The following is a 25,547-nucleotide window of genomic DNA, read 5'->3' as shown; positions in this document are numbered from 1 at the left end:
TCCATTTTTTTGCTTACCTCCACCTTAATTCCTTCTTTCAAAACTATACCTATCAATCGTTTCCCCTTTTTTTAAGTTTCTTCTCTTTTTGTTAAGAAAGATCTGACTAATGGATAGCCCCCTTGATAAGGGGGGAATAACGAACCTAGTTTGTTGTTGCGCTTCAGCGCTAACTATTTCGGGCTTGCTGAAAAAGTAAGGGCGAAGCATTCGGATAGGAAATCTACGGTTTCAGCGATAGGTTATTGCCCGAATGCTTCGCCCCTACAATGTTGTGATCTACGGATGAGGTGTAATAGCGAGAATGGTGATTTCCCCCGAATGAGGTCCATAGCACCAGAAAATTCGATAGGCTCCCGGTGTATTCTGTTGGGCGTAGGCTTCAAAAACCTTCTGTGTTGCATCATAAGGGTTGTCGAGGGAATTAAATTCGTGGGTTTTTAGTCCCGGATGTCTTGGGTTTGTACTGAGGAGCTTTAGGGCTTTTGTTACCTGTTTGTAGAGACCCTCTTGTTTCGATGCTTTTGTCCTACCTTGAGCTAGGCGAGTCTTTTGAGCCTGTTCCGCTTCTGCTCGCAATTCAGATAGAGTATTTCGAGCTTCCTGTGTCTGTCGTAAAGAGAAATTCAATTACTCCTCGACTTCTTCAGGAATAGATTCAGCAAACTCAAGCATAGCGTCTAAATCGACTGTTTCTTCAGCGAAATCTCCCGTGCGGGCTTCTGCGAGTCCCCGTTTGAGCGACTCGCGGACACTAGGATTCTGAAAAGCCCATAGTTCTCCCTCTGGAATCGCCACCATGGGAACCAAAAGAAGTTCCCCGCTTGCATTCATCAGTATTCGATAGTGACGGTTGCTACATTCAGTCCCAAGGCTAATCCGTCCTCGATCGTCAGCCTGAATATCTTCTTTAATGAGCGAAAAATTCTGATACTCCATCACGTCTCCTCCTCTCTTCATATACTTATTCTAGATAAGTTACCCAATTTGGGCAATGGGGTTATGTCCATTTAGCTTCTCACTATCTAAAGAAAACAGGTTAAACTTGTTCGGGCGAGAGCCTTGACAACAAACCCAGTTTGTAGTCGAAGCTCTCTTCGCTAAATTCTCTCCCCTTTCCTTGTAGGATAGGGTTCAGGGGAGAGGTCAATAATTAAGAATCCAATGCGATCACACTATCTGGTAATGATCAAGTATAATTAAGATAACAATTTTACTTAAAAAATAAAGTTAAGTTTGAATCTTCAATTAGGGTAACTCATGCAACTCGAAGACTATTTTAATTTTCTTGCTCCTAACGATATTCGGCTAAAAGGAACCCGCGTCGGTATTGAAACCATTTTACACGATTTCATTTACCAAGCCAAAACTCCCGAAGAAATTGCTAATACTTATCCATCTTTAACCCTCGAACAGGTATATGCGACGATTCTTTATTATCTTCATGAAAAAGAAAAAGTGAGCCAATATATCGCCGACTGGCTAGAATGGGGGCGAAAAATGCGAGAAGAACAGCGAAAAAATCCTCCGCCTGTGGTTGAACGACTGAGAAAATTGAAAGCTGAAATAACAGCCAAGCAGAAAGCTAATGACACTGAAATATTTAATTGATGAAAATGTTAATTCGGTGTATCCTCAACAATTGCGTCGCCGAGAACCAGAAATCATTATTCGAGTAGTTGGTGAACCAGATACACCAAAATTAGGTACATTAGATCCAGAAATTTTGATTTGGTGTGAGGTAATGGGTTTTATTTTAGTGACAAATAATCGTGCCTCTATGCCCGTTCATTTAATAGCTCACTTCAGGCAAAATCGTCATGTTCCTGGAATTTTTATTCTCAATCAAGATTTAAGTGTTGGTGATAATTTGTTAGAATTAATTGTAATTGCTAAAGGCTCTTTTGACAATGAATATGAAAACCAAATTATTCATTTACCGTTAACCTGATCAAATTGAAATAATCTTATTAAAATAACTAAGAATCCCAATTCACGATCGCTACGAACCCGGTTTGATGAGGATATTTTCGTTGCTGTGACTGATATTTTGAGGATTGGGATTGAGGAGGTGCGGGGTTTGCTGGAGGGTTAGGATGGGTTTTGGGCGTAGGGATTGTTTGGGCGCAGGGTGCGTGTTTGCGGCTATCAATTCAGTTAACGTAAATCTTAATTAAGGAGGTAAATATGGTTCAAATTTTACAAGCGAAAGAAGTCACTCTTAGAAATTTAATTAATCATTTTCAACTACAGTTTATAGAAGATAAGCATTTTTTTGGGGAATGGCAGCAAGACCTAGAAGCAATCTCTGAACAAGAAAAAGAATTGTTAGATAAAATCAAAACAGGTTATTTAAACTTATTAAATTATCCTCCCTTTTTAGAAACTTCGGTGAGGATGACGGTTTTAGATTCATTATTATTTATTGGTAACTTTTGTCTATTTCCCTTTCAGATTAAAGCGGAAGAGTCTGTTGAAATTATTACAGAAGATCAAGATTTAATAATTAAAGGAAGGTTAGATACTTTAATTCTAAAAGAGCAATTATGGGTAATGATTATTGAATCAAAACGGGTGATTTATTCCGTTGAAGTAGGTTTACCGCAATTATTAGCTTATTTAATGGTCAATCCTCATCCAAACCGTCCTAATTATGGAATGTTGACCAATGGTTCCGAGTTTTTATTTGTTAAATTATTATGGGACGGTAAACCTTTATACGGAACCTCTCGTTTATTTGCCATGAGAAATCCGGGGGATTTATACGAGGTTCTCAAAATCCTTAAACATCTCTGTCAGTCTAGCGAGGGGGTGGAATGAACCACAGAGACACAAAGGACACAAAGATCGATCGCTTCTATGGTAAGTTAAGCTGATCACACAGAACCTAGAAGAGCCGGGATTAGAGGAGATTCGGCTAATCTAAGGATGGGTGGTTAAGAATTTTTTCGGCTTTTCTTGACTATTTCAGCCTTATTTGTCCTGACAAGCTCAAGAATACGAGAGTTTTTGTCTAGAATTGCCCGGCCTGAGAGGGGAATGGTAAAGTTAGATAAGAAAATTAAAGATGGTGTGATTAAAGTGAAATTTGCTGCTAGTACCTATTTTTCCCTGCTGCGCCATTGTGCCGTTCCTTTGTTGTCGATCGCCACTTTTACGCCAATTCTCTTAACTTATTTAGCCAAGGAAAAACCAGAAACCCCGCAACCCCAGGCAAATCTAGAGACTGCTGCCTCCCCTGCTCCTATTATCCCATCTCCGATCGCACCCTTAACCGCGCCATCGCCGAAACTATCCCCCTCTCCCCAATCTTCTGCGATTCCAAAATCAGCACCCTCTCCTCAGTCTTCCCCCTTGGCACCGAAAAAATTAGCACCATCGGTTCAAACTTCCCCTAATACTTCCCCTAATACTTCCCCCGCTGCTTCTGCCAAACCGGTAACTAGACAACCCTTAGCGGTTCCCGCTAATTATACGCCGCCGGCCATAGAAATTCGCGTGGCGATTAAAAGGGATGTGGCCAGTGTTTTGATTGGAGTTAACGGGCCGGCGGTGATCACCGATCGCCAAGGTCGTGGTTTAAAAACGATTGCCACTAACGAGGGTTTACCGGTCACACCAGGTGCCAATGGCTTAAAAATGGGCGATTTATCGCTGCCAGAGGTGATTTTTGTGCAGCCCACCAGTGCCGATGGTTTAGTTTATGTGGATGATGGTTGGTATCGGGGTAAAGTGCTGCTGGTTGCCCAAGGCGATCGCTTGTTAGTGGTCAATCATGTTAATTTAGAGGCCTATCTCTATAGTGTGGTGGGGAGTGAAATGCACTCCACCGCGCCAATGCACGCTTTAAAGGCACAGGCGATCGCCGCCCGTTCCTACGCCCTAGTACACATGATCCGCCCCGCTAATGCTTGGTTTCATCTGGGTAATAGCCAACGCTGGCAGGTATATAAAGGCATTCGCTCGGAGTATCAATCGACTCACCAGGCGGTTAATGCCACTGCTGGGCAGATTCTCAGCTATAAAGGGGGTGTAGTCGAGTCTCTTTATGCCGCCACCGATGAAATTGTCGCTTGGGCCCACGGTGGTCGCGGTATGAGTCAAACTGGGGCTTATAAATTAGCGGAAAAAGGCCTAGATTATCAACAAATTCTCGGTAATTATTATCCCGGAGTTGGTTTAGCCCGTCTAGTGCTACAAAATTAGATTGATTGGCTTTCTCGACTGAAAACTCAAATCTGATCACTGATAACTGATCACTGATAACTGAAATGCCGACCATAGCAGATTTCTAGTAACTGTATTACAATAAACTTTCAAAATGCTATAGCAGTAAATCTCTCTATGAATAGCCCCTTTCTTGACTACCTCAACGGTCCCAAGCATCCCGTCCTCGTCTTTGATGGAGCGATGGGAACTTCCCTACAAAGCCAAAATCTGACGGCCGAGGACTTTGGTGGGGCAGAATATGAAGGTTGTAACGAGTATCTTGTCCATACTAAACCCAGCGCTGTAGCGAAAGTCCACGAAGCCTTTTTAGCCGTGGGTGCGGATGTGATTGAAACTGACACCTTCGGGGGAACCTCGATAGTTTTAGCCGAGTATGATTTAGCCGATCAAGCCTATTATCTCAACAAAAGCGCCGCCGAACTGGCCAAAGCTTGCGCGAATAAATACTCTACCCCCGAAAAACCCCGCTTTGTGGCGGGTTCCATGGGGCCGGGGACAAAACTGCCCACTTTGGGTCATATTGACTTTGATACGCTCAAAAATGCCTATGTGGAACAGGTAGAGGGTCTGTATGATGGCGGAGCAGATTTATTATTAGTAGAAACCTGTCAGGATGTCCTGCAAATTAAAGCGGCTTTAAATGCTATTGAAGAAGTATTTCAGAAAAAAGGTCAACGATTGCCCCTAATGGTTTCGGTGACGATGGAAACCATGGGAACGATGTTAGTAGGAACGGAAATTAACGCCGTTGTCTCTATTTTACAACCCTATAAAATTGATATTTTGGGACTTAACTGCGCCACTGGTCCAGATTTAATGAAACCCCATATTAAATATCTCTCGGAAAATTCCCCTTTTATTGTTTCTTGTATTCCTAACGCTGGGTTACCAGAAAATGTCGGCGGTCAAGCGCATTATCGCCTCACTCCCGTAGAATTAAAAATGGCTTTAATGCACTTTATTGAAGATTTGGGAGTACAAATTATCGGCGGTTGTTGTGGTACTCGTCCCGACCATATTCAAGCTTTAGCGGAACTAAGTCAGGGTTTAACTCCGAAATCTCGTCATTATCATTATGAACCCTCCGCCGCTTCTATCTACAGTACCCAACCCTATATTCAAGATAATTCTTTCCTGATTGTCGGGGAAAAATTAAACGCCAGTGGTTCTAAAAAATGTCGGGAACTGCTCAATGTTGAAGACTGGGATAGTTTAGTATCGATGGCGAAAGCTCAGGTAAAAGAAGGAGCGCATATTCTCGATGTCAACGTCGATTATGTGGGCCGGGATGGGGTGCGCGATATGCACCAATTAGCCTCTCGTTTAGTTAATAATGTCACCCTACCTTTAATGTTAGATTCCACCGAATGGGAAAAAATGGAAGCGGGGTTAAAAGTAGCGGGGGGTAAATGTATCCTCAACTCTACTAACTACGAAGACGGGGAATCGCGTTTTTATCAAGTCTTGGATTTAGCGAAAAAATACGGCGCGGGGGTAGTAATTGGAACCATTGATGAAGAAGGAATGGGACGCACTGCCGAGAAAAAATTCCAGATAGCTAAACGGGCCTATTATGCGGCGATAGAATACGGAATTCCTCCCTACGAAATCTTTTTTGATCCTCTAGCTTTACCGATTTCTACTGGTATCGAAGAAGACCGAGAAAATGGCAAGGCTACTATCGAAGCAATGGGCCGAATTCGCCAAGAACTGCCCGAATGTCATATTCTTTTAGGTGTGTCTAATATCTCTTTTGGGTTGAATCCGGCAGCGCGTCAGGTATTAAATTCCGTCTTCCTCAACGAAGCGATGCAGGTGGGGATGGATGGGGCAATCGTCAGCGCCAATAAGATTCTTCCTCTGGCAAAAATTGAACCAGAATATCAGCAAATTTGTCGGGATTTAATCTATGATAATCGTCGTTTTGATGGCGATATATGTGTTTATGATCCCCTGACCAAATTAACCGAATTATTTGCGGGGAAAACTACTAAAAAAGACCCCTCTAGTAATGCTAATTTACCCGTGGAGGAACGCTTAAAACAGCATATTATTGATGGGGAAAGATTGGGACTGGAAGACGCTTTAAAGCAAGCTTTACAGGACTATCCACCCCTAGATATTATTAATATTTTCCTCCTGGATGGGATGAAGGTAGTGGGTGAGTTATTTGGTTCGGGACAAATGCAGTTACCTTTTGTTCTCCAATCTGCCCAAACTATGAAAGCTGCCGTTGCCTTTTTAGAACCCTTTATGGAGAAAAAAGAGGGGGATAATAATGCCAAAGGGACTTTTATTATCGCAACGGTTAAAGGGGATGTTCACGATATTGGTAAAAACTTAGTTGATATTATCTTGACCAATAACGGCTATAGGGTGATTAATTTGGGCATTAAACAACCCGTAGAAAATATCATCGAAGCCTACAAAGAACATAAGGCCGATTGTATCGCCATGAGCGGTTTATTGGTGAAATCGACGGCTTTTATGAAGGAAAATCTAGAGGTTTTTAATGAAAAAGGAATCACCGTTCCTGTTATCCTTGGCGGGGCGGCTTTAACTCCCAAATTTGTCCATGATGACTGCCAAAAAACCTACAAGGGACAGGTTATCTATGGTAAAGATGCCTTCTCTGACCTGCATTTTATGGATAAATTAATGCCCGCTAAAGCTGGGGGTCAATGGGATGATAGTAAAGGCTTTTTAGGTAAGTTTGCCGAGGCAGAAAAAACCCCGGTTGTTGCCGAAGAATTAAAGGTTAATCCCGATACTATTTTTACCGATGGCAGCGTCAACCAAGAATTAGTTATTGATACCCGTCGTTCCGAAGCGGTGGCAGTTGATATTCCCCGACCAACACCGCCCTTCTGGGGTACTAAAATATTAACAGCAGCAGAAATTCCCATCGAGGAGGTTTTCTGGTATTTGGACCTACAAGCTTTATTTGTCGGTCAATGGCAATTCCGCAAACCCAAAAGCCAATCAAAGCCAGAATACGACCAGTTTTTACAGGAAAAAGTTCATCCAATTCTGACAGCATGGAAAGAGAAAATTGTCAAGGAAAATTTACTAAACCCCACATTAATTTATGGTTATTTTCCCTGTCAATCCTCTGGTAATTCCCTGTTAATTTACGATCCCGAATCGATACAAGCAGGCGAAAAACCCGAAAATCTGCAACCGATCGCCATTTTTGAGTTTCCTCGCCAGAAATCCGGTCGTCGTCTCTGTATTGCTGACTTTTTCGCCCCGCAGGAATCCGGTATTATCGATGTTTTCCCGATGCAAGCGGTGACGGTGGGGGAAATCGCCACGGAATACGCTAAATCTCTCTTTGATGCCAACGAATATACGGAATACCTCTATTATCACGGCATGGCTGTCCAAACCGCCGAAGCCATGGCCGAATGGACCCACACCCGCATCCGTCGCGAGTTAGGTTTCGCAGAGTTCGATCCCGATAATATCCGCGATATACTACAACAGCGTTACCAGGGTTCTCGCTATAGTTTCGGCTATCCCGCTTGTCCCAATATTCAGGACCAATACAAGCAACTAGATCTGTTAGGATGCGATCGCATTGGGATGTATATGGACGAAAGCGAACAATTGTACCCAGAACAATCCACCACCGCCATTATTACCTATCACCCCACCGCTAAATACTTTAGTACCTAATCAGTGATCAGTTAAGTAGCTGGTTATAATTAAATTTAAAATGGATTTTAGGTTCGATCCCCCCTGCCCCCCTTGATAAGGGGGGTTTTGATCCCCCCTGCCCCCCTTGATAAGGGGGGTTTTGATCCCCCCTGCCCCCCTTGATAAGGGGGGTGTCGATCCCCCCTGCCCCCCTTGATAAGGGGGGTTTTGATCCCCCCTGCCCCCCTTGATAAGGGGGGTGCCGATCCCCCCTGCCCCCCTTGATAAGGGGGGTGTCTGACAACTTTTAACGCCTACCTACTTATCAGTAATCAGATTTGAGTTTTCATTGCAATTATCGACTTAGATCTATAATATGCCAGCAATTTTTTTGATTATTAACCACATGACAAAGTGGCCACTGCTGTGGTATTAATTTAGGATAGGAAGTTTTCGGGAGTCAGTCGTCGGTCGTTCATACCAAATTAGCCTACACTTCATCTTGATAAGAAAGGCTAGATTTTTTGCAGCTTCTTAGGGAAATTATGACCACTAATCCTCTTAACTCGCTCATTTTAGAGCAGATTAGTCATATCTGTGAGCAATACTCGATCGAAAGTCGTATTCTCGAAGATTTTGCCGATTTTGTCATCAAAAACCACCGTAAAAAGTCTCCTAAACCATCGTTAACTAAATCAAAAACTACAGCCACCACCACCACAAGCTCAAAAGTTAAACCTTTAACTCTAACGCAACTTAAACAGGCAGTTTATGCCTATTTTGAGGTTAGCAATACCACAGAATTAAAAAAATCGAGTATGTTTCAAATGGCTACTAGAGCCTTTGATAACATCAATTTATCTCAGCGAGAAAGTTGGGAGGTTATCTACAGGAAATATATCGGTATTCTTCCTGAAGAAGATTACGAACAGGGGAAAGATTGTATCAACGGTATCAATATTTTTAAATATTTTCGTCCCTATCGTGTTTTCGATCTTGATCCAAATACTGCCAGCAAGGAAGACATTAAAAATGCCTATTATCGTCTTTCTAAGATCTATCATCCCGATAACCAAGAAACAGGAAACTCTCACATCTTTGATCGTTTGACTGTGATGTATAAATCTATCACCACGGAGATAAAATAATCATGCCTCAGAAAGCAAATACCTTCCTGATCCGGGATACCGAATTAGCTCAATGGTTTTCTATTACTCTTGAAAAACTAGAAAAAATTGTTGATATTTTTGATGCTGATCCTAATGATGATTGGGATTTAGTTGAAGGTGTTGATTATCAATTTGTCAACAAAAAAGATAAAGTTAGAGTGTTTTCTTTTGAAGGTGCTTTAAAAATTGCTTCCTATATCGAGAAGAATGAAAAGCGAGGAATTATATACAGATTTAGAGAATTTTTTACTAAGCACGATCAAAAAATTCGTCGCTCCTTAGCACGAAAATTAATTTTTGCTGAACTCACTGACTCCGGCGAAATTCAAGTTTATAAAGGACGGCCTATGATTCATAAACAGAGTTTGCGGCGAATTTTAAAAACTAATGGAACCAAGCTAAATAAAACCGTGAATCATCTTCAGCAAAGAACTGATAAACCTCTAGAATTAGGAGTAGATTTTTACGAAGATGAAAAAAGAGAGTTTTGGTTCTCTGAAAGTGGAATAGTGATGATTTCTAAATCCATGAGTGAAACTTTGACGAATAAATCGCGCCAAGAAATGTGTAAAATGATTGCAATGGAGTTTCCTCTTGCCTTTAAAGAAATTCAGGAACATCTAGATGACGATACCAAACAAAAAATCGAGATTGAAAAGGCTAAAAAACGAGCTAAAACTAGAGATAAAAACACTTGTCAGGTGACAGGACAAAAACCGGATAGAAATAATAAATTTAATCTCGCTGTCCATCATCTTTACTCTGCCCAGAAATATCCCCATCTAGCGACATTAGATCTGAATTTGGTGACTATTAAAGAAGAAATTCACCAAGAATTCCACGGTAACTTAGGGGGATTTCATCAACCTTGTACCATCGAGGATTTTATCGAATTCTTGCACGTTTACTATCCCGAACATCATGGTAATTTAGCCTTAAAACTTCAGAAAAATAAGAAAAAACTGGAAAAATTAGCTAAATAATCACTCAATTTCGGGGGGTGAATAGCTCCAAAGTGATTATCCATTTTTTTAGGGAAAGAACGACCAAATTTCATCATGAGCGATAATTAATTTATCTTGAGGTTTTGCCAAAACTCCTATCTCACGAGGAACAGCCGCATCTAAATCATTGGCAACTATTGTCAACTCCGCCCATAGTATATATGATAGTTGAACTCTAATTTAGGATCTAGCTGGGTCTAGAGAGGATAATATGGATAAGATCAAGGTAGGATTGTTGTTTGGTGGTCGATCGGGAGAACACGAGGTATCTATCAATTCGGCTCGATCGATCCTGCAAGCTTTTAATTACCCCGAAAATCTTGACAAATACGCCGTTATCCCCTTCTATATCGATAAAAATGGCTGTTGGCATTCGGCAGCAACTGCTAGACAAATTTTAACCTCTGGGCAACCCCTAGCTATTGAGAGTGATATAAAAGTCAATATCTGGCAATTTCCTCCAGAAGTGAGCGAAATTGAGGTCTGGTTTCCAATTCTCCACGGACCGAATGGAGAAGACGGCACTTTACAAGGATTACTCACTCTCATGCGGGTTGCTTTTGTGGGTAGTGGGGTACTGGGTTCATGCCTAGGAATGGATAAAATTGCCATGAAAACTGCTTTTGCAGCCGCTGGATTACCCCAAGTTAAGTATAAGGCCATAACCCGCTCGCAAGTGTGGTCAAATGCCTGTGTTTTTCCGCAATTGTGCGATCAAATCGCCGAGGAAATAGGTTATCCTTGTTTTATTAAACCGGCTAATTTAGGTTCTTCGGTGGGTATTAGTAAAGCACGCAACCGGCAAGAATTAGAGGCTGCTTTAGATAGTGCTGCTAGTTATGATCGACGGATTATTGTTGAAGCAGGAGTAACCGCAAGGGAGATCGAATGTGCGGTTTTAGGTAATGATAATCCCCAAGCTTCTTTGGTGGGAGAAATTACTTTTGATAGTGATTTTTATGACTATGAAACTAAATATACTGATGGGCGATCGAGTATGGTGATTCCCGCTAATATTCCTGATAAAATTGCTAATCAAGTGCGAGAAATGGCTGTAGAAGCATTTAAAGCTGTGGATGCTGCGGGATTGTCGCGGGTGGATTTTTTCTATGTGGAAAAGACTGGGGAAGTGTTTCTCAATGAAATTAATACTCTGCCAGGGTTTACTAATTTTAGTATGTATCCCCAACTCTGGAAAGCCACCGGTTTAGAGTTTGATAAATTGGTCGATAAGTTAGTAAAATTAGCCTTAGAAAGACAGGAAAAATAAGGTTAAATCACCAACATTTCTAGGATAGGAATTACCTATTAAATAGAAGATAAATTTTGTCTTTGATCCCCCCTTGATCCCCCCTTAATAAGGGGGGAAACTGACAATTTTTAACACCTAACTACTTAGAGATATTGATCAATCAGATAGTTTCGGGATCAATGCCCAATTCTCGTAATTTTTGGGCTAATCTTTCCCTTTCCAAGATAGCTTGTTCTTTTTCTAAAATAGCCTGTTCTTTTGCCTTTCGTTCCTGTTCCTTTTCTAAAAAAATCTGTTCCTTTGCTTGTCTTTGCTCTAATTCAGCTTCTTGGGGAGTGGGAACCAATTGACCATCGACGGTAAAATAACGCAGTTTACGGTCAAATATGCCTAAATATAGTTCTAATTGTTCACTCCATAAATAGCCGTTTTCATTAGCAGCAATAGCCTGATATTGTCCCGCAATTAATCTAAATCCTTGCAGTTCTAAACTTTCAGGATCAAACCAGAAATAGTTAGGAGTCCGAAAGGTATTTTGATAGAGATTTTTCTTTTTATTGCGATCAATATTAGCAGTGGATGGGGAGAGAATTTCCACGATCACATTGGGATATTTACCCCCTTCTCCCCAAACCACCCAACTTTTGCGGGGACGTTTTTCTGTATCTAAAACCACAAAAAAATCAGGCCCACAAAAATCACGTTTTTTTAGTTGTTCTTCGTTATAGTAGATGGTAAGATTACCCGAAGCGTAGTAATTAGTTCTTTGTTGCCATAACCTTTCTAAACAACCGATCAGAATTGTAATTTGTTGTAGATGTAGATCACTTTCCAAGGGTGGTTCATCACTCCATAAATCGGTGGGGGGACAGGTAACTTCCGGTAAAATGTCGAGAGTTGTCATAGGTTTTCCCCGTTACACTAGCTTTGTTTAATTATAACTGTTACGCTCTTTTCTGCTCATAGAAAACTAATTTTTTGCTGACTCACGAGTAAAACTGTAGATAATTTGGGTAGCTAATTGTGGTAATTGTGAGAAATCTTCATCGGACATTTTTTGACGATCGAGTTTCATTTGTAATCCCGTCATCGAATCGTCTCCGTCGGAAATTAAAAATTCTAAGCGTTCAATTTCCGACCAATCTTTAATGTCATTTAATATCTTGTCAATAACCAGAAGATAAGGATGGGAAGGATTTTTATACCAATTACTGCTAACACCCTGACGAATATCTAAACCTAAATGTACGATCAAAGGGGCGCGATCAAAAAGGGCATTGGCTACCGGTCGGGTTTCTTCTTGGAGAGATAATTGATTAGCGCGACTTAACTGCCGTAATTTCTCCAATTGATGATATCTTTGCGAAATTGACGGCGGATTTTCCCCCCAACTGAGAGCGATGGTGACTAGATAGGTTTGTAGGAATAGATGCCCTAACTTTTCCGCTTTTGTGGCCAAATAATTGGAATTATAATCATTAGCCTCGATCAGCAAAGGTACTCGCTCGACTATTTCCAAACCATAGCCTTTTAATCCGGCAATTTTACGCGGATTATTGGTAATTAAACGAATATTTCTCACCCCCAAATCGTTAAGCATTTGCGCTCCCATGCCGTAATCGCGCAAATCGGCGGGAAATCCTAACCTTTCGTTGGCTTCCACCGTATCTAATCCTATATCCTGTAAAGAATAGGCTTTTAGCTTATTAATTAAACCAATTCCCCGGCCTTCCTGTCGCAGGTAAACCACCACCCCTAAACCGTTGTTTTCAATCATTTTTAAGGCACTTTGTAACTGTTGCCGACAATCGCAACGCAAGGATCCCAAAGCATCCCCAGTCAGGCATTCTGAGTGCATTCGTACCATTACAGGTTGATCATCAAAGAGAGCGGGATCGCCTTTCACAATAGCGATATGTTCGGTTTGATCTAATAAATTTCGGTAGGCATAAAGCTGAAAAGTGCCGAATTGACTGGGAAAATCACAGACTGTTTCCCGATGGACAAAGCGATCGTGTTTTAAGCGATAACTGATCAGATCGGCAATGCTGATTAACTTTAAATTATGTTGACGAGCGTATTCAAATAGTTGCGGTAAACGGGCCATGGAACCGTCGGGATTTTGGATCTCACAGATAACTCCCGCCGGATACAACCCGGCTAATCGAGCTAGATCCACGGCTGCCTCCGTATGACCGGCGCGTTTTAAGACTCCACCGGCTTTAGCACGAATCGGGAAGACATGACCGGGACGGGTGAGATCGTCGGGACGAGTGACTGGATTAATGGCAACTTGTACGGTTTTCGCCCGATCTTCCGCCGAAATGCCAGTTTTAACCCCTAAGTGGGGAGCAGCATCGATGCTAACAGTAAAAGCGGTTTGATTGCTATCGGTGTTTTTTGTCACCATCAAGGGTAATTCGAGAGCATCAAGACGCTCTCCCGTCATTGCCAGACAGATTAAACCGCGAGCTTGCACTGCCATGAAGTTAATCAGATCGGGGGTGGCAAATTGGGCCGCACAGATTAGATCTCCTTCATTTTCGCGATTCTCATCATCAACTACTACAATAGCCCGTCCGGCTTTGATTTCCGCTAAGGCAGTATCGATAGAGTCAAAAGCGATCGAAGTGACAGTCACAGGCATTAAAACGATAGAACTATTTTCATTCTACAGGTTTGCTCGATCTGCTGAGGTTCAATTTCTGTCAGTTCCCTAGAAAGAAGTCTCCCGGTGAACCTGACGGCTGCCCGGGAGACTTTTAGTTATCTTAAGCTAGAAAATTAGTTCAAACTAGCGGGGGTGATGCTGGCAACTTTGCCACCGAGACGGTTGATCTGTTGCAGGGTGTTATTTAACTGTTCAAAGGGGACGATAATCGCTTTGCTACTGCGACGGACACGGGGATAACCCGGTTTGCTAATAGCGGCAATTTCCACGCGATAGAGCTTACCCACATCACCATAGGCCACACTACCACCCAGAGCTTTACTGGGGGTGTTGCGTTGAGCAGAGGGACGATAGGCCCAACCATCGCTGCCACCGGAGGGACCGACTACTGCCGAAGCACCGTTTTGAGCTAATTCCACCGCTAAACGGGAGGTTTTGCCGGCAATCTGAGAGCGATCGCTGTTGGCATAACCGCGATAGAGTTGGAACATCCGGGTAAATCCCACGGTTTTTTGACCGGGTTGGCTGGCAAAACCACGATAGTAGGGAACAATACTATCGCCGAAGTTTTCGGTATATTCGGCGGAATCGATGTAGGAGTCGATATCGGCCTCGAATCCTTTGTTTTCGTAGAGATCGAGGTGATAGACCACTTCCGACTCATCGTAGGGAGCGCGACCTAAAAGATGTTTGATATTAAGTTCGATGACGCGGGTTTGGAAGTTACCGTAGAAGAATTTGTTCTTATACAGTTCCGATTTGGCCACGGCGCGGACGAATTCCCGCACGGTGATCGAACCGTTGCAGAGTAAGGATTCGGCACTGGTAAGGCGCTCGGAACGCATGATATAGTCATTGCCTAGCACCTGACGATAGACGGCGCGAATAACCGCCTGTGCGTCGTCACGGGACCAATCGGGACGTAATTCCACGGGAGCAACCTCGCTAAAAGCGGTTGTCCCTAAACGGGAAGCTGAGGTAGTAATTGCCACTAAAGTTCTCCTACAAAAAAATGATCATTTTCTGACCCCTCAAAACTAGGGGAGGATCAGTTCGATTACCTGGCCGCCTTGACGATGGATATAACAAGGTCTGGAAGAACAGGTGATTGCTAACCCTTTTGCTAACAACCTCCTGTCTTTCCAGACCAGCAGTTTTTTCGATTGGACTAGCTGAGAGCGTTGATAGCGTAGTCGATATAGGAGTTGGCTTCTACCGCAGGGTCGCCACTTAAACCATGGTTGGCTTTGATGTATTTGAGAGCTTCGATGTACCAGCTAGGAGACAGGTCGAAGGTGCGGTTGATTTCGTCGATACCAGCGATGAGGTACTCGTCCATCGGACCGGTTCCACCAGCAACTAAGCAGTAGGTCACCATGCGGAGGTAGTAACCGATGTCACGAGCGCATTTTTCTTTACCGCGTTGGTCCGCCGCAAAGTTAGCCCCTTGCATTTGGGTGGTGTAGGGGTACTTGTTGTACACAGCTTGAGCAGCGCCAGAGATCAAAGAATTGGCTTTTTCGGTCAACACTTTAGCGGCGCTGAGGCCAGCAGAAGCTTGACGAAAACGACCGAAAGCAGTTTGGATTTCGGTGCTGCTTAAGAAACGACCTTGAGAATCAGCGGCTGCTACGGCTTCGGTAAGGGGGGTTTTCATTTTTTGGTATCTCCCAATAATCTTGCAATAAGTTTCCTACGGTTTAATTGAGACTAGCCCCAGGGACTAGGCGACAGCAGCGGCGGCGCGGTCGAAGTAGCTGGCAATTTCAGACATTAAAGCACTGCAATCGCCGGGGGTGATACCGTTGCGATCGTTAGCAATGGATAAAGCAGCTTCTTTCATTTTGCTTACGCCAGCAGCTACGGAAGCTCCTGGTACTCCCAAAGCTACATAGGTTTCGCGCAGACCATTTAAGCAACGATCATCGAGAACACTGCCGTCGCCAGAGAAGGTAGCGTAGGTAACATAGCGCAAGATGATTTCCATGTCGCGTAAGCAAGCGGCCATACGACGGCTGGTGTAGGCATTACCACCGGGGGTGATCAGTTGGGGCTGTTCAGCGAACAGGCTACGAGCGGCGTTGGCAACGATGGTGGAAGCGTTACTGGTGATCCGGTTAACAGAGTCCATCCGTTTGTTGCTGTCGGCAACCATGGCGCTGAGAGCGTCTAGTTGCGAAGAGCTTAAATATTCGCCACGAGCATCAGCTTGGGATACTACCCGGGTGAATGCGTCAAACATTGTGACAATCTCCTAAATTTAAATGGGATTTGCTTGCAATTAAAATTTTCCCTCTTAAGGGATTTCACGGTGAGTCTGGACGAGCCTTGACCGTGATTGTTGCGATTTACTTTAAGAAACCTGAAAAAACTTCACTGCTCTCTCATAAATCACCTAAGGAGGTTAAACAAGTATCCAGCTTAACTTTTGTCTGTTATCTTGGCCCCTCAAGTTAAATTTATACACTGCTGTCGAAACTTTGTTTGTTACATATTATTAAGTTTTTTGCTGTCTTTTTGTAACGGTCACTTAACAATGACTCGATCGAGTTGGTCATCAATTCCTGACATGGCTCAAAGCCTCTCACCGTCAGGAAATCAGAGACAGCAAGGCTTTAAGGGTATAAAGGGCAGCAAGATAAAAATTTTAAGTTTTTTTTAATATTTCCCCGCTTTCCCTTCCCCTATTGCCCAAGGATTGCCCTTTCCGGCGCTCAAATTACGATGAAGTTTTGTAAAGAAGGGTGTGGGGAGTGGGGTGTGGGGTGTGGGGAGAACAAAGCTGTCTCCTGTCTCCTGTCTCCTGCCTCCTGCCTCCTGTGGCTCCTGAAGTTAAACTAGAAACCAGTGATCAAAAAAACTAGCCGTCCGAACCCGATGATTTCCTCCTTTCCTGTCCCCAATAGCTTAAATTGCCCTCAAATTCGCCTTGCTATTCGTTCTCTACAGCCGCAATTAGTCCACTGGCGCCGACAAATACACCAAAAACCAGAACTAGGCTTTCAAGAACATCTCACCGCCTCCTTAATCAGTCAAACCCTGACTAAATACGGAATTGACCATCAAACTGGTATCGCCGGCACCGGAATTGTCGCCACCATCGCAGGCAGTCAACCGGGGCCAGTTTTAGCCCTGCGGGCTGATATGGATGCACTACCGATCGCCGAAGAAAACCAAGTCCCCTATCGTTCCCAACATCCGGGCCAAATGCACGCCTGTGGTCACGATGGTCACACAGCGATCGCCCTCGGTACAGCAGTTTACCTAGCACAAAACCGTCACGATGTCAAGGGGATAGTAAAAATTATTTTCCAACCCGCCGAAGAGGGGCCGGGGGGGGCGAAACCGATGATCGAAGCGGGAGTGCTGAAAAATCCCGACGTGGAGGGAATTATCGGGCTGCATCTCTGGAATAATCTGCCTTTAGGGAGAGTGGGCGTAAAAAATGGGGCCTTAATGGCGGCGGTGGAATGTTTCGATCTCCAGATTCAAGGCCGGGGAGGCCACGGAGCAATTCCCCATCAAACCGTCGATTCACTACTGGTGGCGGCCCAAATCGTCAACGCCTTGCAAACCATCGTCGCCCGCAACCTTAACCCCCTCGATGCCGCCGTGGTGACTGTGGGTCAATTAGCGGCGGGAAGCGCTAGAAACGTGATCGCCGATAGTGCTAATCTCAGTGGGACGGTGCGCTATTTCAATCCCCAGTTAGGGGGCTATTTCCGACAACGGATGGAAGAAATTATCGCGGGCATCTGTCAAAGTCACGGGGCCAGTTATCAATTCGATTACTGGCAATTGTATCCCCCGGTAATCAATCATGATCGGATGGCGGAATTAGTGCGCTCCATCGCCGCACAAGTGGTGGAAACCCCAGCCGGAATCGTTCCCGAATGTCAAACCATGGGAGGGGAAGATATGTCCTTCTTTTTACAGGAAGTACCGGGCTGTTATTTCTTCTTGGGATCCGCCAATCCCGAATTAGGATTAGCCTATCCCCACCATCATCCCCGTTTTGATTTTGATGAATCGGTGTTAGCGATGGGAGTCGAGATTTTTGTCCGTTGTGTCGAAAAATTCTGTAGTTCTAAGACTTTCTAGCAATCCGTTCAAGGTGAACAGTTTTTGTCAAACCCGAAACCGCTAAACTGGTCACTGAATCAGACAGGTAAAAAAACGCATGAATAATAATATCCAGGAAAACGATGCCCAACGGGTGAAAATCCTCAGCGAAGCCCTACCCTATATACAAGAATTTCGCGGTCGTACTGTAGTGGTTAAATACGGTGGTGCGGCCATGAATAACAGCGATATCAAAGACACGGTCATGCGAGATATCGTTTTTCTCTCCTGTGTAGGGGTTCGTCCCGTGATTGTCCACGGTGGCGGTCCTGAAATCAATAGTTGGCTGGATAGATTAGGCATTGAACCCCAATTTAAAGACGGTTTACGCGTCACCGATGCCGCCACCATGGATGTGGTAGAAATGGTGCTGGTGGGGCGCGTCAATAAAGAAATTGTGGCCCTGATCAATCAAGCCGGCGGTAAAGCGGTAGGATTATGCGGTAAGGATGGTAATCTGATCACTGCTCGTCCCGTGGGTAAAGAGGGCATTGGTTTTGTGGGAGAAGTGAGCAGTGTCGATACTAGCGTCGTCGAATCCTTGGTCAATAGTGGCTATATTCCCGTGATTTCTAGTGTGGCCGCCGATGAAACCGGCCAAGCTCATAATATCAATGCCGATACGGTAGCCGGAGAAATAGCGGCGGCTTTAGGGGCGGCTAAACTGATTTTGATGACCGATACAGCCGGAATTTTAGAGAATTACAAGGATCCTTCCACTTTATTGGCTAAATTAGATATCCAACAAGCCCGGGAGTTGATTCAAAAAGGTATCGTTGCCGGCGGGATGATTCCCAAAGTTGGCTGCTGTGTGCGATCGCTGGCTCAGGGAGTTCAGGCCGCTCATATTATCGATGGTCGTCTTCCCCACGCCCTTTTACTGGAAATTTTCACCGATCGAGGCATCGGTTCCATGATTGTGGCCTCCGGTTATACTAATCTATAGTAGTAATTACCGTACTTTTGGTTAAAAAGACTTGCCTAAAACCACAGATATGGTGTAAAAGTAAGTTAATAAACGCGCTTCTCGCTCCTTTGTAATGGCAAAAGTCTTAGTCTTGAGTTAGTTTAGTCGGGAAGCGCAAAATCCGAAGTATTCATAGCAATTGAATTTATGACCAAACAAGCTGTAGCTCACCCGATGGTGAAGTTTCAACGCAAGGCTAGCAAGTGGATAGATGCAAAAGTAGTCAAACCTAGCGATAGTATCTGGAAACTGGCTCTTTTATACGGAGATGAGTGGGGATACTGGAAGCAAGAGCTGCTCGATTTCGGTTTCTCCATGCAAGACCCTCTCAGCGAAGTGGTAGCGGTAGAAGCTTGGGACGAGGAATAAGCGACCATCGACTCAAAAGCAGCTTTCTAGCAAGATTATCGCCATGGGATCGACTCCGATTATCCTTTCCGCTCTGGTTATCTTATCCTTAAGCGCGAGTTGTTCTCCCAGGACCGAAACCCAACCACCGCCACCAGCGGCCCGTACTACTACCGTCAACGTCACCACCGCTAAACCAGCAACCATCGGACGCAATCTCGATTACACGGGAACTACCCGACCTTTAAAAGTAGTTTCTCTGCGATCGCAAGCCACCGGTCAGTTACTTAATCTCGTCGTCGATGTGGGAGATGAGGTGCAATTAGGACAAATCCTCGCTCATGTTGATGATCGTCTCCTTGCCACCGTTGTCCGGCAAGAAAAATCCGCCCTGTCGGCCCTAGAAGCGGAATTAGCCCGGGCGAGAATTGAAGTCAGTAACGCTGAAATTGAAGTGGAGCGCCTACAACTACAATACCAACAGGCCAAAAATGATGGCGAGCGCCTGCAAAAATTAGCCCTAGAAGGGGCGATTCCCCTACAACAGGGTGAAACAGCCCAAACTACAGCTGCAGTAGCTTTAAAAGCCGTTAATAGCGCGAGATCGAGAATTAAAGTCGAGGAACAGGTAGTGGCGGCAATTATCGGCAGAATTGCCGCCCAAAAATCGGTCATCGCTCAGGAACAACAACGTCAGGCCTACGCTATTCTTAAATCACCGGCGACGGGGATAGTTATAGAAAAACTAAAAGAGCCGGGGGATTTAGTCAGTATCGGCGATGAAGTCCTCAAAATTGGTGATTTTCAACAGGTCAAGGTAGTAGTATTATTATCAGAATTGGATTTAAAAACAATTAATTTAGGACAAACGGTTAATGTCAGCCTTGATGCTTTCGGTGAGAGAAATTTTTCCGGTCGCATCAACAGGATTTTTCCCCTCAGCCAAGGCACGGCCCGGCGGATTCCCGTGGAGATTACTCTACCCAATGGGGATGGTTTAATTAAAGGGGGATTATTGGCCCGGGTGCGGTTTAATAATAATTCTGCCGCGCAGGTGATTGTCCCCGAAACAGCAATTGTCAGTCAGGGGGAATCCCCAGCCATTTTTGTCCTTTCCGAGTCTAACTCACAAGTGCAAAAACGTCCCGTTCGTCTCGGTCAAGCGCTCGACGGTCAAGTAGAAATTATCACCGGACTTGAACCGGGGGAGCGTTTCGTCGTTAATAGTAGTAAACCTTTGCAAAATGGCGAAAAAGTCCGGGTCAGTATCCTGAGTAATCCTTGATTAGTTGGGGATTGCTAAGTAGTTAGGTATTAAAAACTGTCAGATTACCCCCCTTATCAAGGGGGGACTAAGGGGGGATCAAACCCCTCTTATCAAGGGGGGACTAAGGGGGGATCAAACCCCCCTTATCAAGGGGGGACTAAGGGGGGATCAAACCCCCCTTATCAAGGGGGGACTAATGGGGGATCAAACCCCTCTTATCAAGGGGGGACTAAGGGGGGATCAAACCTAAAATCCATTTTTAATTTAATTATAACCAGCTACTTAATTCCTCTTGACAAAATCCCAGCACTTGACATATACTTATTTATATAATGGGAATCCGTGCCTGCCTGCGACCCCCTCATTTTCAGGCAAGATGGACTTAAGAAAATTAAATTTTGAGCGCACACAGTTCGATCAACTCACTGACCACGATGCGCCCCCACAATAATATTATTGTCGGGAGCGATTGCATTCGTCCTCTTTAAGGGGGAATAATAATACAATTGAGAATGCAGTCAATCCCCTTAATCTCTATGGTCAATAAATTATACTACGGTGATAACCTAGAAGTGCTGCGGAAATATATCAAAGATGAATCGATCGATCTTTGTTATATCGATCCACCCTTTAATTCTAAACGCAATTACAACCAAATTTATAACAACTTAGGCAAGGAAGATCAAGCACAAGCACAAGCGTTTGTAGATACCTGGACATGGGATAATCACGCTAACGAAGCTTTAGAAGAAATTCAAAGCAACTATCAAGGTAAATTTACCAGTCAGACTATTGATTTAATTGACGGTTTAACCAAAGTTTTAGGTAAAGGTAGTCTTCTCGCTTATCTGGTGAGTATGACTCTGAGGATCGTGGAAATCCATCGAGTTTTAAAATCTACCGGTAGCTTTTATCTCCACTGCGATCCTACTGCTAGTCATTATTTAAAAATAGTTTTAGATACTATTTTTTGCTCTCAGGGGGGTGATTATATTGCTGAAATTACTTGGGAAAGAACATCTGCTCATTCAGATTCCAAGACTTTTGCTAATACCACTGATGTTATTTTTTTATATTCCAAGCGAATTTTGATGTTTAATCAACAATTTAAGCCATATTCAGAAGAATATCTGAAAAAATATTATAAGCATCAAGATGGCAAAGGAAGATTTTTAGATAGAGATTTGACTGCTGGTGGACTGTCAGGTGGTGGTTATAACTATGATTGGAAAGGAATTAAAAAGCTGTGGAGATGCCCTATAGAAACAATGCAGAAATACGAAGAACAAAATAAATTATATTACACAAGAAATGGTACTCCTAGATTAAAGCAGTATTTAGAAGAAATGCCTGGAGTACCACTGACAAATTTATGGAATGATATTCCTCCAATTAACTCACAAGCATCTGAAAGATTAGGATATCCCACACAAAAACCGGAGGCATTGTTAGAAAGAATAATCAAAGCAAGTAGTAATAAAGGAGACATAATTTTAGATGCCTATTGTGGGTGTGGAACGACTATCGCTGTAGCGGAGAGATTAGAGAGAAACTGGATTGGAATTGATATAACCTATCAGAGTATTAGCTTAATGTTAAAGCGATTAGAGGACTCCTTTGGTAAAAATGTTTTAGATAAAATTGAACTGAATGGTATTCCCAAAGATATAGAATCAGCCAAAGCATTAGCCACTAAACCGGATGATCGTACCCGCAAAGAATTTGAGAAATGGGCGGTTTTAACCTATAGTAATAACCGGGCCGTGATTAATGACAAAAAAGGGGCAGATAAAGGAATCGATGCTATTGCCTATTTTCAGGGAGATAAAGACAACCGGGAGAAAATTATTTTTCAAGTAAAATCCGGTAATGTCAAATCGGGAGACATCAGAGATCTACAGGGAACTATGACACTACAAGGGGCAGCCCTGGGTATATTTATCACCTTGAAACCCCCCAGCAAAGATATGGTTCAAACAGCCAAATCTGCGGGAATTTATCGCAGTCCCTATAGGAGTCAAAGTGTCGATAAAATTGAGATTGTGACAGTACAAGAAATCCTTGAACAGAAAAAACGTCTCGATGTTATCCTCACCTTTGAAGTCCTGAAAACTGCCGAAAAACAAAGGGAAACCCAAGGACAACAAATGAGTTTAGATATACCCTTTGAGGTTAATGATTTTTGGTCAACCTTGCAAGATTTTAGGCAAAGAGTAGATTTGGTAAGTCTTGATGATGATACTTTTGATAATTTGCGCGACAATTCAACGGGGAGAGATGTTCGTTTATGACTCTCAAATATTTGCTAGATACTAATATTTTGTCAGAGGCTAAACGACCTCACCCGAATCAGAAGGTTATGACGAAGCTAAGATTATCTAAACGGGAAATAGCCACAGCTACTCTGGTTATCTATGAGCTATTATTTGGTTGTTTTCGACTTCCTCTGTCTAAAAAACGCCAAGACTTAGAGGATTATGTAAATAACGTTATTTTAGCCAATCTACCTTTATTCGATTATGACTTAAAATCAGCCCAATATCACGCACGGGAAAGGTCAAGGCTGTCTAAAGTCGGTAAAAGTCCTGCTTTTGTTGATGGTCAAATAGCGTCTATTGCTTTTACAAACAATTTGAGTTTAGTTACCAATAATGTTGATGATTTTAAAGATTTTAAGGGTTTAATGATTGAAAATTGGTTTATCTAATCTGTAATTGTTCTGTGCAAATACTCGATAAATCATTTCAGCTAAAAAGGTCTAGGGTGAATAATCTTAGCCGTCACCTTTCCCACCCCATAATGCTCCCCCAGAAAGGTAATCACCGCATGAAAGAGATTTTTTGTTGTGGGCGGAAAATAGTTGAAAGGCCATAAAAAAACGTTGAAAGGCCGCGATCCCAGTTGCTCTCTATATCTAAAAGTATCTCGCTCCGACAAACTCACCACCGCACCGAGTCTTTGGGCCAGGGCGATACAGTTCTGAAAATTTTGGGTGGCATAACATTGAACGTCAAGCTGATTGCACCGACCGCGCTTGACTAAATCCGCCTGAAATGGCTGAATGCTGCAAAAAATCGGTTTCTGGTACTGAAAATCTAGAGACTGGAACTCCTCCTCCGAATAATGGGCAAAAAAATGGTCATCGACCTGAATCCCATCGCCATGGCGAGCCTCGTGGATCAGTCCGGCGACGGTCAGGGAACGATACTGGGGCGACTGAACCCAGACCACCGGCATTAACTTGTACTCTCGCGCCTCCCAAGTCACCCGCCTCTGTACCTCATCGGACACCCCCCGAAAATCCAGGAAGACCACCTTATAGTTTTGGCTTTGGATGTCTTTCATGACCTGGCCGAGGGTATTAGTGGAGGAATAAAACCGAATTTGAGGTTGAGAAAGCCAAGTTCCATTGGGAACTCCGGCGATCGCTAATCCTGGACAGAGGCATCCCCACAAAGTTGCCACCCAAATTGCCGTTTTCTGAGATAGTCGTCGGTACTCCCCGGTCATTAACCTATCCATTGTTCGCATCTTCCCTCCGATTTTTCCACTCCGCTCTACATACTGTAATTCTCAATCCGCCCATTTCTCCATTTTCTCTCCCTGTTGATAGAGTTCTTGGCAGTAAGCTAAGGTATTGTAAAGTTTCAATACAAATATAGTCAGATATAGTCAGGCGTGGTAATATATAGACATGAAACTATCAGACTATGCAAAAAAAGCAGGAATAAGTTATCGAACGGCTTGGAGATGGTGGAAACAAGGGAATTTAACAGGTTATCAATTGCCTTCTGGTACAATTATCATAACGGATGACAACCATTCAAAACCCGACTTGATAGCTTGCATTTATGCAAGAGTTTCCAGTGCCGAAAATAAAGACAATCTAGATAGACAAGCTGACCGATTAAAAGATTATGCTGTTGCCAGAGGCTACAAAATCTACAAAGTTGTCAAAGAAGTAGGCAGTGGATTAAACGATAATCGCCAACAATTAGCCAAAATTCTAGTTGACCCCAATTATAATGTTTTAATTGTTGAACACAAAGAGCGTCTAGCCAGATTTGGGACTAATTATCTAGAAATCTTGTTAAAAGAACTAGATAAAAAACTGGAGGTTGTCAATCAAAGTGAGGATAATCAGGATGAGTTGATGTCAGATTTAATAGCCATTATAACCTCTTTTTGTTCTCGAATTTACGGATTAAGAAGGTCGAAAAGAAAGACAGAAAAGATTATAGCTGAGTTAAAAGACAACGGACAATAATGTTAGTAGCGGAAAGACACATTATCAAGAAAGGACATCGATTTTGGGCTGAGATAGATAATTTATCTTGGCAGTCTAAAAATCTCTACAACTCAGCCAATTATTTAATCCGACAAAACTTCATTTATGGTCATGGCTATTTGACCTATAATCAGATGGCCTCTCTCATGAAAAAGACAGAACAGTATCAAGCTTTACCCGCTAAAGTTTCCCAACAAGTTTTAAGAGGATTAGACCGGAACTGGCAATCATTTTTTGCCGCTTCATCGGAGTTTAAAAGTCACCCCGATAAATTTCTAGGAAAACCCAAAATTCCTGGCTATAAGGAGCAAAAAAAAGGAAGAAATCTCTTAGTTTACACGATTCAAGCTATAAGCAAAGTAGGTCTTAGGCAAGGGTTAGTCAAACTATCAGGTACTTCAATTTCGTTGCCGACGAGAGTAGCGGAGCGCATAGCAGAAGTTAGAATAGTCCCTAAATGTGATTGTTATATAATCGAGGTAATTTATGAGAAAACCGAACAGTTCTTAGCTCCTAATGAAAAAATAGCTGCGATAGATTTAGGCATAGATAATTTGATGGCTGTAACTTCAAATCAACCGGACTTTATC

Annotated in this window: 24 protein-coding genes; 16 read left to right on the top strand and 8 right to left on the bottom strand. The window is 43.2% G+C overall.

Going from position 1 to position 25,547, the window contains the following annotated elements; genetic code table 11:
* Positions 1–279 precede the first annotated feature (279 nt).
* Together EWV60_RS05725 and EWV60_RS05720 are read right to left on the bottom strand one after the other, a co-directional pair.
* Complete coding sequence (locus tag EWV60_RS05725) at positions 280–630, bottom strand: hypothetical protein (protein ID WP_004268952.1); 351 nt, start codon at positions 628–630, stop codon at positions 280–282.
* The gene (locus tag EWV60_RS05720) at positions 631–939 is read right to left on the bottom strand and encodes a hypothetical protein (protein WP_287231518.1); all 309 of its coding nucleotides are present in this window, start codon (positions 937–939) and stop codon (positions 631–633) included.
* 321 nt (positions 940–1,260) lie between these two features.
* Here EWV60_RS05720 and EWV60_RS05715 point away from each other — a divergent pair, with 321 nt between their 5' ends.
* The 8 genes from EWV60_RS05715 (at position 1,261) to EWV60_RS05680 (ending at position 11,312) form a co-directional block, all read left to right on the top strand.
* Positions 1,261–1,611, top strand: coding sequence for a DUF433 domain-containing protein (locus tag EWV60_RS05715; protein WP_002749951.1), 351 nt, complete (start codon positions 1,261–1,263; stop codon positions 1,609–1,611).
* Positions 1,589–1,951, top strand: coding sequence for a DUF5615 family PIN-like protein (locus EWV60_RS05710; protein WP_002793699.1), 363 nt, complete (start codon positions 1,589–1,591; stop codon positions 1,949–1,951). Before EWV60_RS05715 ends, EWV60_RS05710 begins: the two co-directional genes overlap by 23 nt.
* Before the next feature lie 236 nt (positions 1,952–2,187).
* Positions 2,188–2,820 (top strand): restriction endonuclease subunit R, encoded by a 633-nt coding sequence (locus tag EWV60_RS05705; protein WP_069473811.1) that lies wholly within the window; start codon positions 2,188–2,190, stop codon positions 2,818–2,820.
* A gap of 219 nt (positions 2,821–3,039) precedes the next feature.
* Complete coding sequence (locus EWV60_RS05700; protein ID WP_287231514.1) at positions 3,040–4,206, top strand: SpoIID/LytB domain-containing protein; 1,167 nt, start codon at positions 3,040–3,042, stop codon at positions 4,204–4,206.
* 138 nt (positions 4,207–4,344) lie between these two features.
* A complete protein-coding gene (gene metH / locus EWV60_RS05695) occupies positions 4,345–7,908 on the top strand; it encodes a methionine synthase (protein WP_287231513.1) in 3,564 nt (1,187 codons plus the stop codon).
* Between the two features lie 506 nt (positions 7,909–8,414).
* Entirely contained in the window at positions 8,415–9,017 is a 603-nt protein-coding gene (locus EWV60_RS23135) for a J domain-containing protein (protein WP_069473808.1), read from the top strand.
* A 2-nt stretch (positions 9,018–9,019) separates the two neighbouring features.
* Positions 9,020–10,021, top strand: a complete 1,002-nt coding sequence (locus tag EWV60_RS05685; protein ID WP_287231512.1) for a hypothetical protein — start codon at positions 9,020–9,022, stop codon at positions 10,019–10,021.
* Between the two features lie 232 nt (positions 10,022–10,253).
* On the top strand, positions 10,254–11,312 hold the full coding sequence (locus EWV60_RS05680) for a D-alanine--D-alanine ligase family protein (protein WP_287231510.1): 1,059 nt from the start codon (positions 10,254–10,256) through the stop codon (positions 11,310–11,312).
* A 142-nt stretch (positions 11,313–11,454) separates the two neighbouring features.
* Here EWV60_RS05680 and EWV60_RS05675 read toward each other — a convergent pair whose 3' ends face one another.
* From EWV60_RS05675 to cpcB, 5 genes are all read right to left on the bottom strand, one after another.
* A complete protein-coding gene (locus tag EWV60_RS05675; RefSeq protein WP_002775607.1) occupies positions 11,455–12,198 on the bottom strand; it encodes a Uma2 family endonuclease in 744 nt (247 codons plus the stop codon).
* A gap of 66 nt (positions 12,199–12,264) precedes the next feature.
* Complete coding sequence (gene ribBA / locus EWV60_RS05670; protein WP_193978895.1) at positions 12,265–13,941, bottom strand: bifunctional 3,4-dihydroxy-2-butanone-4-phosphate synthase/GTP cyclohydrolase II; 1,677 nt, start codon at positions 13,939–13,941, stop codon at positions 12,265–12,267.
* Between the two features lie 137 nt (positions 13,942–14,078).
* A complete protein-coding gene (locus EWV60_RS05665) occupies positions 14,079–14,957 on the bottom strand; it encodes a phycobilisome linker polypeptide (protein WP_002736362.1) in 879 nt (292 codons plus the stop codon).
* 176 nt (positions 14,958–15,133) lie between these two features.
* A complete protein-coding gene (cpcA, locus tag EWV60_RS05660; RefSeq protein ID WP_002736555.1) occupies positions 15,134–15,622 on the bottom strand; it encodes a C-phycocyanin subunit alpha in 489 nt (162 codons plus the stop codon).
* A gap of 66 nt (positions 15,623–15,688) precedes the next feature.
* A complete protein-coding gene (gene cpcB / locus EWV60_RS05655; RefSeq protein WP_002735500.1) occupies positions 15,689–16,207 on the bottom strand; it encodes a C-phycocyanin subunit beta in 519 nt (172 codons plus the stop codon).
* Between the two features lie 635 nt (positions 16,208–16,842).
* Between cpcB and EWV60_RS05650 the strand changes: the two genes are divergently transcribed.
* The 6 genes from EWV60_RS05650 to EWV60_RS05625 all read left to right on the top strand — a co-directional run bounded on the left by EWV60_RS05650 (position 16,843) and on the right by EWV60_RS05625 (position 23,376).
* Positions 16,843–18,066, top strand: coding sequence for a M20 family metallopeptidase (locus EWV60_RS05650; protein WP_287231520.1), 1,224 nt, complete (start codon positions 16,843–16,845; stop codon positions 18,064–18,066).
* Between the two features lie 79 nt (positions 18,067–18,145).
* Entirely contained in the window at positions 18,146–19,033 is an 888-nt protein-coding gene (gene argB, locus EWV60_RS05645) for an acetylglutamate kinase (protein ID WP_002793687.1), read from the top strand.
* 168 nt (positions 19,034–19,201) lie between these two features.
* Positions 19,202–19,423, top strand: a complete 222-nt coding sequence (locus EWV60_RS05640) for a DUF4327 family protein (RefSeq protein WP_002749922.1) — start codon at positions 19,202–19,204, stop codon at positions 19,421–19,423.
* A 43-nt stretch (positions 19,424–19,466) separates the two neighbouring features.
* Positions 19,467–20,687, top strand: coding sequence for an efflux RND transporter periplasmic adaptor subunit (locus tag EWV60_RS05635; RefSeq protein ID WP_287231505.1), 1,221 nt, complete (start codon positions 19,467–19,469; stop codon positions 20,685–20,687).
* A gap of 518 nt (positions 20,688–21,205) precedes the next feature.
* Positions 21,206–22,960, top strand: a complete 1,755-nt coding sequence (locus EWV60_RS05630) for a DNA methyltransferase (RefSeq protein ID WP_287231503.1) — start codon at positions 21,206–21,208, stop codon at positions 22,958–22,960.
* The gene (locus EWV60_RS05625; protein ID WP_287231502.1) at positions 22,957–23,376 is read left to right on the top strand and encodes a type II toxin-antitoxin system VapC family toxin; all 420 of its coding nucleotides are present in this window, start codon (positions 22,957–22,959) and stop codon (positions 23,374–23,376) included. Before EWV60_RS05630 ends, EWV60_RS05625 begins: the two co-directional genes overlap by 4 nt.
* Before the next feature lie 41 nt (positions 23,377–23,417).
* Here the strand turns inward: EWV60_RS05625 and EWV60_RS05620 are convergent, their stop codons facing one another.
* The gene (locus EWV60_RS05620) at positions 23,418–24,191 is read right to left on the bottom strand and encodes a hypothetical protein (RefSeq protein WP_287231500.1); all 774 of its coding nucleotides are present in this window, start codon (positions 24,189–24,191) and stop codon (positions 23,418–23,420) included.
* A 166-nt stretch (positions 24,192–24,357) separates the two neighbouring features.
* Here EWV60_RS05620 and EWV60_RS05615 point away from each other — a divergent pair, with 166 nt between their 5' ends.
* Both EWV60_RS05615 and EWV60_RS05610 read left to right on the top strand, forming a co-directional pair.
* Complete coding sequence (locus EWV60_RS05615; protein ID WP_502705816.1) at positions 24,358–24,936, top strand: IS607 family transposase; 579 nt, start codon at positions 24,358–24,360, stop codon at positions 24,934–24,936.
* A partial coding sequence (locus tag EWV60_RS05610; RefSeq protein WP_287231496.1) for a transposase occupies positions 24,936–25,547 on the top strand: 612 nt, incomplete at its 3' end. The genes EWV60_RS05615 and EWV60_RS05610, both read left to right, overlap by 1 nt.

Origin of the sequence: Microcystis sp. Msp_OC_L_20101000_S702, from assembly GCF_007095705.1 — a bacterium.
GTDB classification, from domain to species: domain Bacteria; phylum Cyanobacteriota; class Cyanobacteriia; order Cyanobacteriales; family Microcystaceae; genus Microcystis; species Microcystis ichthyoblabe_A.
Note: the sequence above shows the minus strand (reverse complement) of the source record. Positions and strands in the feature narration are given on the sequence as shown.

Excerpts from the sequence above, each read along its gene's own strand:
- EWV60_RS05700 (WP_287231514.1), top strand. The coding sequence starts at position 3,040 with ATGGTAAAGTTAGATAAGAAAATTAAAGATGGTGTGATTAAAGTGAAA.
- cpcA (WP_002736555.1), bottom strand. The coding sequence starts at position 15,622 with ATGAAAACCCCCCTTACCGAAGCCGTAGCAGCCGCTGATTCTCAAGGT.
- cpcB (WP_002735500.1), bottom strand. The coding sequence starts at position 16,207 with ATGTTTGACGCATTCACCCGGGTAGTATCCCAAGCTGATGCTCGTGGC.
- EWV60_RS05620 (WP_287231500.1), bottom strand. The coding sequence starts at position 24,191 with ATGGATAGGTTAATGACCGGGGAGTACCGACGACTATCTCAGAAAACG.
- EWV60_RS05630 (WP_287231503.1), top strand. The coding sequence starts at position 21,206 with ATGGTCAATAAATTATACTACGGTGATAACCTAGAAGTGCTGCGGAAA.
- EWV60_RS05680 (WP_287231510.1), top strand. The coding sequence starts at position 10,254 with ATGGATAAGATCAAGGTAGGATTGTTGTTTGGTGGTCGATCGGGAGAA.
- EWV60_RS05685 (WP_287231512.1), top strand. The coding sequence starts at position 9,020 with ATGCCTCAGAAAGCAAATACCTTCCTGATCCGGGATACCGAATTAGCT.
- EWV60_RS05705 (WP_069473811.1), top strand. The coding sequence starts at position 2,188 with ATGGTTCAAATTTTACAAGCGAAAGAAGTCACTCTTAGAAATTTAATT.
- EWV60_RS05710 (WP_002793699.1), top strand. The coding sequence starts at position 1,589 with ATGACACTGAAATATTTAATTGATGAAAATGTTAATTCGGTGTATCCT.
- metH (WP_287231513.1), top strand. The coding sequence starts at position 4,345 with ATGAATAGCCCCTTTCTTGACTACCTCAACGGTCCCAAGCATCCCGTC.
- EWV60_RS05625 (WP_287231502.1), top strand. The coding sequence starts at position 22,957 with ATGACTCTCAAATATTTGCTAGATACTAATATTTTGTCAGAGGCTAAA.
- ribBA (WP_193978895.1), bottom strand. The coding sequence starts at position 13,941 with ATGCCTGTGACTGTCACTTCGATCGCTTTTGACTCTATCGATACTGCC.
- argB (WP_002793687.1), top strand. The coding sequence starts at position 18,146 with ATGAATAATAATATCCAGGAAAACGATGCCCAACGGGTGAAAATCCTC.
- EWV60_RS05635 (WP_287231505.1), top strand. The coding sequence starts at position 19,467 with ATGGGATCGACTCCGATTATCCTTTCCGCTCTGGTTATCTTATCCTTA.
- EWV60_RS05650 (WP_287231520.1), top strand. The coding sequence starts at position 16,843 with ATGATTTCCTCCTTTCCTGTCCCCAATAGCTTAAATTGCCCTCAAATT.
- EWV60_RS05715 (WP_002749951.1), top strand. The coding sequence starts at position 1,261 with ATGCAACTCGAAGACTATTTTAATTTTCTTGCTCCTAACGATATTCGG.
- EWV60_RS05640 (WP_002749922.1), top strand. The coding sequence starts at position 19,202 with ATGACCAAACAAGCTGTAGCTCACCCGATGGTGAAGTTTCAACGCAAG.
- EWV60_RS05675 (WP_002775607.1), bottom strand. The coding sequence starts at position 12,198 with ATGACAACTCTCGACATTTTACCGGAAGTTACCTGTCCCCCCACCGAT.
- EWV60_RS23135 (WP_069473808.1), top strand. The coding sequence starts at position 8,415 with ATGACCACTAATCCTCTTAACTCGCTCATTTTAGAGCAGATTAGTCAT.
- EWV60_RS05720 (WP_287231518.1), bottom strand. The coding sequence starts at position 939 with ATGGAGTATCAGAATTTTTCGCTCATTAAAGAAGATATTCAGGCTGAC.